The following is a 13,635-nucleotide window of genomic DNA, read 5'->3' as shown; positions in this document are numbered from 1 at the left end:
TATTTATACTTAAAAGCAAAATGAATTGATTAAATAAAAAAAAGGAGGCTTTTGAGCCTCCTTTTATAAGTTTATATTTTTTATTCAGTCCATTCGATGTCATCAATAACGATTTGATTTTGAGTTGATTTTAGTGTTATTACAGTGCTTCCTGACTTGTTAATCTCTAAAGTATGAGTACCCGAAGCGTCTTTTTTTATTGAAACTTCGTTTAGCTTTTTATCACTAGTTTCATTACCATCATATATAACTAAATTTCTATCTTTGGTACTTGTGTAAGCTGCTTTGTATTTGAATTTTAATGTTTTAACTCCCTTTGAAAAAGTTATTTTTATATAAGGATTATCTTTGTGGGAGTGTATCATTAACCCTTTTCCGTTGATACCATAATTGTCCATATCTAAGCGAGCCTTATAATGAATTGTGGCATTCTCTACAGTCAAACTTCCAGTATTGCTATACTTATTTGCATCAGTACCAGTTGTATTAAGGCTTTCAAAATCAAAGACATTACCTGTTGTGTTTCCTCCGGAGTTGCCACCGTCATTGTTGCCTGAAGCGGCTCCGAAAACTAAATCAGCTTCTTTGGAGTATACAATTTCTTTTATGGTGGTATTAGTTTTAGGATTGGTGTAATCTTCAAAAGTTCCTGTTACAGTAATCTCCTGTCCTTCAATTTTTAGTTTGTCTTTTGCTTCTTTTGAAATATTGTCGAAAACAGATTTTGGAGCATAAATTTGAATCATTGTATTGTCGGAAAGCTTGAAATAAGGCTTGCCGCCATTAATAGTGATTTTTCCGTGAAGTTTCACTTTTTTTCCTACCACGTAATCAGAAGCAGTTGCTGTTGAAGCCTCAAGCTCAGTAACAGAAACATTTGGTGTTGTGCCGAAAACCAAATCGGCTTCTTTGGAATATACAATTTCTTTTACGGTTACGCCAGTATTGGAATTTGTAAAGTCTTTAAATTCACCAGTAACGGTAATTTCCTGTCCTTCAATCTGCAATTTGTCCTTCGCTCCTTGTGAAAGATTATTGAAAACAGAATTCGGAGCGTAGATTTGAATCATTGTTCCGTCCGAGAATCTGAAATGAGGTTTGTTTTTCTCAATAACAATTTTCCCGTGAAGTTTTACTTTTTTTCCTGCAACATAATCAGAAGCTGTTGCTTTTGAGTCTTCTAACTCGGTAACTGTAGTTGTTTCAGAATTACTTCCGCTACCAACAACGATGATATCTTCCTGAGGATTATTTATCATAAATTGATAGGTAGAACCGTACTTTGTCAGAACTCCTGTTACATCCAAAAGACCTGAAGCCACAGGCTCATTGATGAATTTTGCATACTTACTGGTTCTGAAAGTGATGGTTTTGCCATTGGCGTCAATCAAGTTGTAATTTGTTCCGTTTTGTGCGTCATTTTTAGCTACGTGATACGTTTTGCCGGAAGCACTACTTTCAAAGGAAACATTTTTTAGTGTAATTAATTGATTTACATTTGCATTTGTTTTCAAAACGTCAATCGAAGCATCTGATTTTGTAAGTTCGGCTCTTGCTTTCAGAGGTTCTTGCAGATTGTAAACGTGTTTTTTATAAACCGCTTCAGCCATTTGCCCTACGCTTTTTCTTCCACTGCCACTGGTGTAAATGTTGTACCCGATTTCTAACCCTCCGTTATTGATTTGTGTGGTCAGTCCTTTCAAACGAATTTGAACTTTAGCTCCCACAGGGAATTCTGTGTACAATCCACTTTTATTGATGGATACTGAGACTCCTGCCGTTTTGTCAGCATTTTGGATATAAATTTTCTTGTAGAAATTTCCGCCTTCATCGCTCGAAACTACATACCCTTCAATAGCATCATTGTTTTCATAAGTAGCTACATTTGTGGTTGCAGAAGCCGTCGCTTGAGCAAAAGTTACTATGTTTCCGTCAAAAGAAGGAATATCTTTTTTTAAGTCTCCCAAGTTTGGAAGCTCGTAATCAGTGTCTTTTACGCAGGAAATAATCCCGATAGTTGAAAGTAAAAGTACACCATAAATTGAAATTAGATTTTTCAGTTTCATAATCTTATCTGATTAAATTACTCAATAATTCAAAAAATATTTTAGTTATTACATACTTACAGCCAAATTGACCATATATGTTCGTCCGTAACCTACAAAATAACGCGGACCAAACGAAGGCACGCCATTGGCATTATCCCGAACCATATCGCCGTAGTTGGCAGTACGAGATTGTTCAAATCCGCCCGAAACAAATTCTTTTCCAAGAACATTGTTGATGCTGGCAATCAGGCTGATATAAGTTTTCTTCACTCTCCACGATTTTCCACCTACGATGTTTAACAAAAAGACATCATCCAAGCGTTCTTGTTTTAGTAAGTTACGAGCAAGAGTTTTATCAATATTGGTGAAATAATTTTTCGTGTCAGGGTCAATAAAAAAGTTTCTGGTGCGATTGATAGCAGAAAGAGAAATGTAATTTCGAGCTAATAAATTCGCCGTTGCTCCCACCCACCAATATTTTGGGTCACGATATTCCAAACCTAAGGAATACGCTTGCTGCGGACCGCTTGGTACGCGATAGTTTTTCAAGTGCACTTGGTCGATTTCAACCACACCGATTTCTCCTGAAGAAACGTACATTTTCGGGTTGTTTACGTAAGTGTGCTGACCGATTGCCGCAACTGCGGTTAATTTTAAAGTGGGAATAATCTGAGCTTCTGCCCCAAACTCCAAACCAAAATGTCTTTTTTTGATGTTATCAACCGTTTGAGAAACAAAATCACTTGATATTTCATCAGTCAATGTGGTTTCGGTAAAGAAGAAATTCGTTTCCGAAGTATTCTCAATATGAGTGAAATAACCTGTTAATCGTGATTTGAAGTAAGGCATTCTCAAAATATAACTTCCATCAACAGTATAGGCTGTTTCGTTTTTTAAATTCGGAAGTAATCTGTTGGAATTTCGTATGTTAGCGAATGTATTTCGCACTGATTGCGGAGTGTTCAGGTATCCTGTGTTTAACTGAAATACGTGACGACCAGTAAGGGCATAGGTAAGTCCTGCTTTGGTACTCACGCCATTAAAGGTTTGTTTAGTACTTTTTCCGTAAGAATCAGCGAAAAGAGGATAATTAAATTTTCCTTCACGTTGATAATCAGTATAGTGGTAACGACCAGCCACAAAAAGTTCTAATTTTTTGAAATTGAATTCCAATTGTGTGAAAAACTCGCCTACGTTGCTTTTCAATCCGTAAAAATAACTCCATTTATCACCTACTTTTTTCTGAAAATCAGTGTCATTTGCGTCATAAGGCTTGTTGGCGAAGTAATCATAATTCATAAAATGCGAGCCTCCTAACAAATCATCAACTTCAGCATAATTTTCAGAAGAAATATTTCGGTAAACAATGCCCGAGGTCCATTTTATTTTCTCGTGAATTGGCGTAGAAAAGTTGATGTTTCCCGTGAAAGTACGTTCGTCATTCACATCGTTGCTTATGATGAAAGCACTTCGTCCGTTAGTTGTGTTACTGTTTGCGTAATAGATTGAATTCCAGTTTAATTGCGAATTATTCAAGAAATATTCCTTTTGTAGATTTGCCAAATTCCAATTTGCTCCCGATTCTTGATTGATGTAATAACTTGGCAAATTTTTGTAGTAGTTTGGCTCAGGATTTTGAGCGTTTGCGTAGCTAAGTCGCGTATTTCCAATCTTTCCGAATTGGTAACCCAAATCAATATTCAAGCGAGTATTGTCCTTGTTATAATTGTACGACAAAACAAAAATAGGCTCGGAAACGATTCTATTTCTTGAATTTCGGATATCGCCACCTTGTTTTCCCCAATAAGGATTGTACTGATATCCGACCAAGTCAATCACTTCGCGAGTTAGCGGAGAAGTTTTTCCTCTGCGAATGGGTGAAAACATTCCGATAGCATTGATACTGTGATGGTTATTAAATTGATACTCCAAAGCTCCAAAGAAAGAATAGGCATTGTAAAGCGTTCCATCAACCCAGCTTCCGTTTGCAGCCCAACGACGCGATGCTGATAAACTGTAAGCCAGTCCGTTAGATTGAATTCCGGAATTGTAAGTAGCCATAATTCTTCCTACATAGCTTCGGTTTCCTGCAGAGGTAGAAAAACGAAGACCCGTGCGATTCAGTGACGGACGAACATTGATGTAATTTGAACCCGACATCCCCCCGAAAGTGTAATCCGATTTGTTAATTCCTTGGCTAAGTTCCTGATTTCTGGTAACATCGTTTAATCCTCCCCAATTAGCCCATTGTGCTCTTCCGTTTTCAACACGATTCATCGGGATTCCGTTGATAAGCACTGTAACATCTTTAGAATCATAGCCTCTTGGTTTGAAAAAAACAGAACTAAAATCATAAGCCGCACGTCTCATAAAAATGTCCTGAGAGCTTTGCAGCAAGCCCGAAATCATATCAGCTCCACTTTCGTCATCTTCCAATTCAGTTTCGGATATAACAACAAGTTGCTCGGCTTCTCGTGCCAAATCAGGCTCCAAATAAATTTTTGAAATGGTAATTTTGGGGCTGGAAGCGTTTATCGGCATTCGCATTTCGTTAAATCCATTAAGTGAAAAACGAAAAACGTAACTACCTTCAGCAAGTTGTATGGAAAAATATCCGTTGCTATCCGTAAAACTTTCAATTGAAGTTTCCTCTACAACAATTTTGACATTTTGCAGAACCTCTTTTGTCTGATAATCAACAACTGTTCCTTCTACAACGGACTGCGAAAAAACAGGAGCCGACAAAAGCATCATTAAACAAAAATAAAATATTCGATACATATTAAATAAATTTTTTAAGTATTTATCATTTAAAAGAGCAGAACGTAGCTCTACAAAATTAAATTAAAACTGCGTCAATTCCAAATATTTAACATTGTTTTGGGTTTGTGAAAAATATGTTTTTGGAAAAAGGCTCGCAAAGGTAAGTAAAAAATACGATTGACTTATAATGTAAAAGCAAGAAATTTGTCAGAAAACAGATTGCACGAGAGATAAAAATTAATTCTGTTTTTTTAAAATTAGAAAGAGATTCTTTTCTATTTATGTTGTAATTTTGTTTTTGAAAGAGCGAGAAATCAATGATTTTAACAGTGTTATCAAAATAATTCGAGATTTAATAGAGAAAAAGTGATGATAAATAAAAGGAAATTTCGGCTGAAATTACAACATTGAGTTGATTTTTTTGAAAAAAGTATTGTTAATTAAATAAATATCACTACCTTTGCCCCTTGAAAAATTTAAGAAGATAAAAAATATACATTGCAATGAAAAAAGGAATACATCCAGAGTCTTACAGATTGGTAGCTTTTAAGGATATGTCAAACGAGGACATCTTCATTACAAAGTCCACCATTGATACAAAAGAAACTATTGTAGTTGACGGAGTTGAGTACCCATTAGTGAAATTGGAGATTTCGAGAACTTCACATCCTTACTACACAGGAAAATCAAAACTTATTGATACTGCCGGACGTATCGACAAGTTCAAAAGCAAATATGCTAAATTCAAAAAATAAGAATTACTTAAAACATAAAAAAACCTCCCCGAAAAGGGAGGTTTTTGTTTTTATACCGATACGCTGTATTCTCGTAAGGCATCATTTAAAGATGTCTTTTTATCGGTAGATGCTTTTCTTTTCCCGATAATTAAAGCACAAGGTACTTGGAATTCTCCGGCAGGGAATTTTTTGGTATAGCTTCCCGGTATAACTACCGAACGCTCAGGCACGTAACCTTTTAATTCTACTGGGGTTTCTCCTGTAACGTCAATGATTTTGGTTGAGGCAGTAAGTACCACGTTAGCCCCCAGAACAGCTTCTTTTTCAACACGAACACCTTCAACCACAATACAACGCGACCCGATAAAGGCTCCGTCTTCAATAATCACAGGTGAGGCTTGCAATGGTTCCAGAACGCCACCAATACCGACGCCACCACTCAAATGCACATTTTTGCCAATTTGAGCACAACTACCTACAGTAGCCCAAGTGTCCACCATTGTGCCTTCATCTACATATGCACCAATGTTTACATAACTCGGCATTAGGATAACTCCTTTTGAAATATATGCTCCGTGACGTGCAACCGCATTGGGAACCACACGGATGCCTTTTGCTTCGTAGTTTCTCTTCAAAGGTATTTTGTCGTGATATTCAAAAATGCCAGCTTCAAGGGTTTCCATTTTTTGGATAGGGAAATAAAGTACTACGGCTTTTTTTACCCATTCGTTCACTTGCCAGCCGTTTTCGGTAGGCTCGGCTACACGTAACTCGCCACTATCCAGCAGATTGACAACTTCTCGGATGGCTTCTTGTGTGTCTTCTTCTTGCAGAAGTTCACGATTTTCCCAAGCATTTTCTATCTTTTTACGTAATTCTGTCATAAACAATTAATGATTAATATTTCAATAAATAAGTTTTTTAATATTTCAAAATGCTGAAAACATCGTGATTTTTCAGTTTTTTTATGCCATCAAGAAATGTTAATTCTATCAGAAAATTTAATTGTACGATATTTCCGCCGAGTTTTTCAACCAATTTAACAGCAGCTTCCGCAGTGCCTCCCGTTGCCAAAACATCATCGTGTATGAGTACGTTTTCTCCCTTTTTGATGGAATCGGAGTGGATTTCAAGTTGGTCTTGACCGTACTCCAAATCGTAAGTTTGAGCGAGTGTTTCAAACGGAAGTTTTCCCGGCTTGCGAACGGGTACAAATCCGGCGTTTAATCGTTGAGCGAGCAGTGTTCCGAAGAAAAAACCACGGCTTTCCATCCCTACAACTTTGTCAATTTTCACATTTCCAAGATGCTTCAAGAACAAATCCATAGCTTTGTTCATCGCCTCTGGGTCTGATAGAATTGGTGTAATGTCCTTAAAAACAACGCCTTCCTTTGGGAAATTTTGTATGTCTCTGATTTTATTTTTTAAATAATCTACTTCGTTCATTTATATTTATGATTTAAAGCCTGAATCGGGCTTTTTTAAAAAATTTCTCTTCCTGAAAAGTGGAAATTACTTTCTATTTCGGCATTTTCATCGCTATCCGAGCCGTGAACGGCATTTTCAGTAACAGATGTTGCGTATTTTTTACGAATTGTGCCTTCAGCAGCTTCGGCAGGATTTGTTGAACCGATTAATTTTCTGAAGTCTGCCACAGCGTTTTCTTTCTCAAGAACTGCAGCCACGATAGGACCTCTTGTCATAAAAGTAACTAAGGTTTCAAAGAACGGACGTTCTTTATGGATTGCATAAAAATTTTCCGCATCACGACGTGTTAATTGTGTGAGCTTCATTGCTTTAATTTTGAATCCGGCTTCGGTAATTTGATTGAAAATAGCTCCAATATTTCCGCTTTCAACGGCATCGGGCTTAATCATCGTAAGTGTTCTATTTGTTGCCATAAGATGAATGTTTAAAAATTTGTTATTATTTTTTTTGCATCAAAATGCTGTAAATCAATTCTTATTTTGAGCTTTTTTCTTCCTCGGAGGAAATCTTCGACCTACAAATATACACTTTTTTTAATAAAAAAACTTGCTTACTAAATAAAAGTACGTATATTTGCACCGGCAAGTCCTACACGACCAGCTCCTACAAAATCCTCCAGGGTGGGAACACAGCAAAGGTATGTGGTTGTAGCGGTGCGATGTAGGTAGCTTGCCATTTTTTATTGGATTAGATTCCTCTTTCTTTCAATATTTGTTCATAGGCTTTCTGCACTTGTTTGAACTTTTCTTCAGCACCTTTTTTAATAGCTTCATCTTGTGTTATCACTCTGTCAGGATGATATTTTTTAGCCATTTCGCGGTATGCTTTTTTTACTTCGGCATTGGAAGCATTTCTGTTGATTTCCAGGATTGTATATGCGTCACGAATACTTTCAGTTTGATTATGAACGAACATTGCTTTAATGCTTTCAAAATCACTGTATGAAATTTGAAAATAGCGAGCTATTTCGTGTATTTGTTGAATTTCAGAATCGCTTACAATTCCGTCTGCTTTTGCAATACCAAAAAGAAAATGAATTATTTGCAGGCGTGTCGCGTAAGGAGTTCTCGTCTTCAAATAAGTACTTACTCTGAAGGCAGAAATTTCCCGACCTTTTACAAGCTCGTTAAAAGTGCGAAAAACAGCATTGGCACGTTCTTTTCCGTACATCTCTACAAAACGTATGCGTACAAAATCCAATTCGGCTTGGCTTACCTGTCCGTTTGCTTTTATTACTAAGGAGCATAATGACAGTAAGTTAACTTCAAAATCAGCAGGGCTTGCACTCTGATTTTGATGATTTTGGAAAGTAGGGCGAAAAGTAGAACTACCAATATTAATTTGGGAATTCTTAAGGAAAAGACCTAAAATGAAACCCATAACAGCTCCGGGGAGCTTGAAAAATAAATAACCTATTATGGCTAAAATCCACTGCATTTTCTAATTTTTTGGCAAATATAAGCTTTTTACGCTATCTCGTACAATTTTAAAAAATACGTTTCCTTGTTTTGCAATATTCTCCCGGGGAAACGCCTCTGATTTGTTTGAAAATTCGGGAAAAATGGTATCTGTCGGCAAAACCTAACTGGTGTGCGACTTCTTCAATCGGAATGTCGTTATGGTCAAAAAGCCCGCACGCATTGTTGATTTTTCTTTGCTTGATGAAAAGTTGCAACGGAGTTTTCATCACGTCGTGAAAAAGCCTTGCAAATGAGTTTGTTGCCATATGAACGAGCGAAGCCAAGTGCTCGTTGGTGTGATTTTGAGCAATGTTGCGGTCAATATAACGTATTACAGTAAGAACCCGATTATCCATACGAGCGGAATTCCATAATGATTTGTCTAACAATGAAATAAATTCAAAAATAAGTGATTGAAGATACATTGTGGCAGAAAAATCAAAAATATTTCCCTTTTTGAGGTTTTGGGTTAAATTCTCTAATTTTTCTTTTTGAAAAGGACTTAATTCAATGGTGTAAATCCCTTCCTTAACATAATCAAACGGAATTCCAAGGTTAAAATGGATATATAAATGTAATAATGAATGCATCGCAATGAGCTGCTCATTTTCGTCTTCATCTACACGTTTGCCCTCAACTTCCTCATCATATATGTTTTCCTTTTTCTTTGAGAAGAAACACGAAAAATAAGGCGTGTTAGGTGAAATGATATAAAGCGTATCGGGAGACATTACGTACTCTTTTTGGTCATAACCAATGATTCCGCCGTAATTTTTATTCCAATAAATTCTCCAATAAGGAAAAGCCATATCTGTTGTGTCCCATTTTCTTAATTGCCAATATCGGCAGCACCATAGTTTCAATCGGACAGAGGTAAAAACCTGTTCCACTTTTGAAGGGTCGCCACGTTGAGTCAAATTTTCCTTTCCCATTTTGAAAAAATGTTTAAAACAGATACAAAAATACAAAAATTATTCATTTTTCAATCAATTAGTTTTGAATAATTTTGTTCCATAATTCAAAATATACTTTAATGGAGACACATCAACTACCTAAATCTGTACAAAAAGAGATAGCTAAAGTAAGTGAAGTAGCACAATATTTGTGGCAACGCGAATGGGCTGAACGCAATGCAGGAAACATTTCAATAAACCTGACAGAGCATTTCTCTCCATCCGATTTTGATTATTTAACCAGTTATGTTTCGTGCAGGCAACTTCCTTTAGAGGCTGCTAACCAAACGTATTTCATAACAGGAACAGGCTGCTACTTGCGTTCGCTTATTAATAACATTGAGGAGGCGTCTTGCATCATTCACGTTAATGGTTCTGCTTCAGGATATGCAATTATCTGGGGAGGAAAAAGCAAGCCTTTTGCACCAACAAGCGAATTAATTTCACACATAAAGATTCACTGCTTTAATCAGAAATTTAAACCTACCTACAAGGCTGTTTTACATACACATACCATTGAATTAATCGTGCTAAGTCATCATCAGCTTTTCCAAGATGAAGCCAAATTCAATCATTCACTTTGGAAACTTTGTCCTGAAATACGCGTGTTTGTTCCCAATGGAGTTCATTGCTGTCCGTACGCTTTGTCCGGAACGGAGGCTTTAGCTGATATTACTATCGAAGGTCTTAAAAATCACGATGTTATCTTGTGGGAAAAACACGGAGCGTTGGCTACGGGAGAAGACGTTGTAAAAGCCTTTGACTTTTTAGATGTTGCCAACAAAGGAGCCAAAATGCTATTGATGGCTTGGGCGGCCGGCTTTGAGCCTCAAGGAATGAGTGATGAGCAACTCAATGAATTAGAAGTAAATTTTTTAAAGAAATAACTACCGAAAAAGGAACTTTTTCATAACCAAACCAAATTACCAACAACCAAAAAACAAATTTACCAATGAATCCGTTAGCTATCATCTTTGATTGTGGAGCAACTAACGTTCGGGTAGTGGCGATTAATATGCAAGGCGAAATCGAGGCTTTGCAGTCCTACCCGAACCAAACGGAGACAGATCCTAACTACCCCGAGGGGCGGATTTGGGATTTTGATGCCATTTGGAACAAATTGCTTCGAGCTTGTAAATCAGTAACAAGCCAAATTGATCCTAATCGCATTGTTGGAGTCACCACCACTACTTTCGGTGTTGATGGGGCTTTTGTTGATGCAGAAGGAAAATTATTGTATCCCATCATATCGTGGCAATGTCCCAGAACAATACCTATTTTAGATAATATAAGTAAGTATCTTCCTGTAGATGAACTATATACTGAATCAGGAGTATTTCCGTATAATTTCAACACCATAAACAAACTGATTTGGTTCAAGGAAAATCGTCCTGAGATTATTGACCAAACCGAAGTATTTCTATTTATGCCTTCACTTCTTAATATGAGACTTACAGGAGCCAAGTGCAATGACAATACAATGATGGGAACTTCGATGCTGACAAGTGTAGCAAGTCAAAATTTTTCGGAAAAAATCTTTGAAAAATTACAGATTTCTCCAGCTATTTTTGGAAAAGTAGGGGCATCGGGCGATGTTGTAGGGAAGGTAACTTCTTCTGCTTCAAAAGAAACCGGGCTTCCTGAGGGAACTCCTGTATATCTTGCAGGGCACGATACGCAATTTGCCATCATCGGGTCAGGAGCGGATATTAACCAGCCTGTGCTAAGTTCAGGAACTTGGGAAATTTTGATGACCCGAAGTGAAAAAGCCACTTCTACTCCTCGTGAGTTGGATTTGGGAATTACCACCGAATTTGATGCCGAAAAAGGAAAATATAATATCGGAGTGAATTACATTGCTTCAGGAATGCTTGAATGGATAAAACGAAATTTCTACGGAAGCTTATCTGGTTCAGAGTGTTATGAAACAATGATTCGTGAGGCTTCACAAATTCCTCAAGGAGTTGAAGGAGTGAAGTTAAATCCTGATTTTTACGCTACACAAGGTGCTTCTGGCGGAAGTATCGAAGGGCTTACCTTGCACACTACTCGTGGGCATATTTACCGAGCAGCATTGGAAGCCTTAGCTTTTAAATTAAAAGAAGCGTTGAATTCTGTTGAAAAAGCGGGTAATTTTAAAGCCGAATCTATCATTTGCGTAGGAGGAGGTTCAAAAAATGCTTTGTGGAATCAAATTCGTGCTGATGTTTGCGGTATTCCCGTTAAAGTTATCGAACAGAAGGAAACTACCGTTCTTGGAGCGTCTTTCTATGTATTTACTTCTGCAGGATTTTTTAAATCTATAAAAGAAGCACAACAAACTATAAAAGAGAGTAACATTTTTTATCCCAATAAATAAAATTATATTTAAAAAGAATAACTGACTATGAAAGAACGATTGATAGGGCGTTTGCCCAAAATTGGAATCCGTCCGGTAATTGACGGACGCGAGCGAGGCGTACGCGAGTCACTCGAAGTGCAAACAATGAAAATGGCACAGGCTGCTGCCAAACTTATCGAAGAAAATTTACGTTTCCCGAATGGGCAAAAAGTGGAATGCGTTATTGCTGATACAACCATCGGGGGTGTTGCCGAGGCTGCAATGTGTGCCGATAAGTTCCAGCGTGAAGGAGTGGGCGTGTCGCTAACTGTAACCCCTTGCTGGTGTTACGGAACGGAAGTTATGGATACTGACCCGCTTATCCCGAAAGCTGTTTGGGGCTTTAACGGAACGGAAAGACCTGGAGCTGTGTATCTTGCTGCTGCATTGGCTGGCTATTCGCAAAAAGGATTGCCTGCATTTGGAATTTACGGACACGAAGTGCAAGATGCAAACGATACTTCTATTCCTGAAGATGTACAGGAAAAAATCCTCCGATTTGCCAAAGCGGGAATTGCTGTGGCGTATATGAAAGGAAAATCGTACCTTTCACTCGGTTACTCCTCTATGGGAATTGCTGGTTCAATGGTGGACATTCATTTTCTGCAAGATTATTTCGGAATCCGAACAGAGTTTGTCGATATGACTGAAATTTTGCGTCGTATTGATGAAGGTATTTTTGACCAAGAGGAATACAAAAAAGCAATGGAATGGACAAAAAAACATTGCAAAGAAGGAATTGACATCAACAAACCTCATAACAAAATTGACGACAAACGTAAGGAGTACGAATGGGAAATGGTAGTAAAAATGACCATTATCATTCGTGATATGATGATCGGCAACCCAAAACTAAAAGAAATGGGCTTTGGAGAGGAATCACACGGGCGAAATGCTATCGTATCGGGCTTTCAAGGACAACGCCAATGGACGGACTATTTGCCAAATGGCGATTTTGCAGAAGCCATTCTTAATTCATCTTTCGATTGGAACGGCATCCGTCAGGCATTTGTGGTAGCGACTGAGAATGACTGTCTTAACGGAATTTCAATGCTTTTCGGACACTTATTAACCGGAACGGCACAAATATTCTCAGATGTTCGTACTTATTGGAGTCCTGAGGCAGTAGAGCGTGTAACAGGCAAAAAGCTAACAGGAAAAGCTAAAGACGGTATTATTCACCTTATTAATTCAGGGTCAACCACTTTGGATGCAACGGGCAGAATGCTTACTTCCGATGGAAAAAATACAATGAAACCATATTGGGAAGTAACAGAAAAAGATGTTCAGGCGTGCTTGGAAAATACGCTTTGGCCTCAAGCTGACCACGAATATTTCCGCGGCGGAGGTTATTCCTCACAGTTTAAAACCGTCGGAGAAATACCAGTGACGATGTGCCGACTCAATTTAATAAAAGGAATCGGGCCTGTATTACAAATAGCTGAAGGTTGGACTGTGGATATTCCTGATGAAATTCATAAAGTACTTGACGAACGCACCAACCAAACGTGGCCTACAACTTGGTTTGTTCCGCGTTTAGATCCAACTAAGGATAATTTCAAAGATGTATATTCTGTGATGGCATATTGGGGTGCAAATCACGGAGCTATTTGTTACGGACATATCGGGGCTGACTTGATTACGTTGGCGTCAATGCTTCGTATTCCAATTCAGATGCATAATATTGCCGATAAAGATATTTTCCGTCCGTCAGCGTGGAGTGGCTTTGGAATGGACAAAGAAGGTTCGGACTATCGTGCCTGTCAAACTTACGGAGCACTATATAAATAGATGAAATACGAAACC

General features: G+C 37.8%; 11 protein-coding genes and 1 other RNA gene. 5 read left to right on the top strand and 7 right to left on the bottom strand.

Going from position 1 to position 13,635, the window contains the following annotated elements:
* Positions 1 to 80: 80 nt before the first annotated feature.
* Both CGC58_RS04345 and CGC58_RS04340 read right to left on the bottom strand, forming a co-directional pair.
* Positions 81 to 2,066, bottom strand: a complete 1,986-nt coding sequence (locus tag CGC58_RS04345; protein WP_198540755.1) for a DUF5689 domain-containing protein — start codon at positions 2,064 to 2,066, stop codon at positions 81 to 83.
* Positions 2,067 to 2,114: 48 nt separating this feature from the next.
* On the bottom strand, positions 2,115 to 4,829 hold the full coding sequence (locus CGC58_RS04340) for a carboxypeptidase-like regulatory domain-containing protein (protein ID WP_095895303.1): 2,715 nt from the start codon (positions 4,827 to 4,829) through the stop codon (positions 2,115 to 2,117).
* A gap of 485 nt (positions 4,830 to 5,314) precedes the next feature.
* On the opposite strand from CGC58_RS04340, the gene CGC58_RS04335 reads away from it, so the two are divergent.
* A complete protein-coding gene (locus CGC58_RS04335) occupies positions 5,315 to 5,566 on the top strand; it encodes a type B 50S ribosomal protein L31 (protein ID WP_095895301.1) in 252 nt (83 codons plus the stop codon).
* 50 nt (positions 5,567 to 5,616) lie between these two features.
* On the opposite strand, the gene CGC58_RS04330 is transcribed toward CGC58_RS04335, so the two are convergent.
* From CGC58_RS04330 to CGC58_RS04320, 3 genes are read right to left on the bottom strand one after another with little or no spacing between them, the layout of a single operon-like run.
* Positions 5,617 to 6,432: a 2,3,4,5-tetrahydropyridine-2,6-dicarboxylate N-succinyltransferase gene (locus CGC58_RS04330; RefSeq protein ID WP_095895299.1), complete on the bottom strand. Its 816-nt coding sequence runs from the start codon at positions 6,430 to 6,432 to the stop codon at positions 5,617 to 5,619.
* 37 nt (positions 6,433 to 6,469) lie between these two features.
* Complete coding sequence (locus CGC58_RS04325; RefSeq protein ID WP_095895297.1) at positions 6,470 to 6,994, bottom strand: adenine phosphoribosyltransferase; 525 nt, start codon at positions 6,992 to 6,994, stop codon at positions 6,470 to 6,472.
* A gap of 35 nt (positions 6,995 to 7,029) precedes the next feature.
* Entirely contained in the window at positions 7,030 to 7,449 is a 420-nt protein-coding gene (locus CGC58_RS04320; protein WP_095895296.1) for a nucleoside-diphosphate kinase, read from the bottom strand.
* Positions 7,450 to 7,615: 166 nt separating this feature from the next.
* Here CGC58_RS04320 and ffs point away from each other — a divergent pair.
* Positions 7,616 to 7,714: signal recognition particle sRNA small type (ffs, locus tag CGC58_RS04315), an RNA gene on the top strand.
* A gap of 9 nt (positions 7,715 to 7,723) precedes the next feature.
* Here the strand turns inward: ffs and CGC58_RS04310 are convergent.
* Both CGC58_RS04310 and CGC58_RS04305 read right to left on the bottom strand, forming a co-directional pair.
* Positions 7,724 to 8,473 carry a tellurite resistance TerB family protein gene (locus tag CGC58_RS04310; protein ID WP_095895294.1) on the bottom strand — a complete coding sequence of 250 codons (750 nt, stop codon included), beginning with the start codon at positions 8,471 to 8,473 and terminating at the stop codon, positions 7,724 to 7,726.
* 49 nt (positions 8,474 to 8,522) lie between these two features.
* Positions 8,523 to 9,428 (bottom strand): helix-turn-helix domain-containing protein, encoded by a 906-nt coding sequence (locus tag CGC58_RS04305; protein WP_095895293.1) that lies wholly within the window; start codon positions 9,426 to 9,428, stop codon positions 8,523 to 8,525.
* Positions 9,429 to 9,529: 101 nt separating this feature from the next.
* Here CGC58_RS04305 and rhaD point away from each other — a divergent pair, with 101 nt between their 5' ends.
* The 3 genes from rhaD (at position 9,530) to CGC58_RS04290 (ending at position 13,620) form a co-directional block, all read left to right on the top strand.
* The gene (rhaD, locus tag CGC58_RS04300; RefSeq protein WP_095895291.1) at positions 9,530 to 10,336 is read left to right on the top strand and encodes a rhamnulose-1-phosphate aldolase; all 807 of its coding nucleotides are present in this window, start codon (positions 9,530 to 9,532) and stop codon (positions 10,334 to 10,336) included.
* 65 nt (positions 10,337 to 10,401) lie between these two features.
* Positions 10,402 to 11,808, top strand: a complete 1,407-nt coding sequence (gene fucK / locus CGC58_RS04295; protein WP_095895289.1) for an L-fuculokinase — start codon at positions 10,402 to 10,404, stop codon at positions 11,806 to 11,808.
* Positions 11,809 to 11,835: 27 nt separating this feature from the next.
* Positions 11,836 to 13,620, top strand: coding sequence for an L-fucose isomerase (locus CGC58_RS04290; RefSeq protein WP_095895287.1), 1,785 nt, complete (start codon positions 11,836 to 11,838; stop codon positions 13,618 to 13,620).
* Positions 13,621 to 13,635 lie beyond the last annotated feature (15 nt).

This window comes from Capnocytophaga stomatis (genome assembly GCF_002302635.1).
Taxonomy (GTDB): domain Bacteria; phylum Bacteroidota; class Bacteroidia; order Flavobacteriales; family Flavobacteriaceae; genus Capnocytophaga; species Capnocytophaga stomatis.
This window is presented reverse-complemented; position numbering and strand designations above follow the sequence as displayed.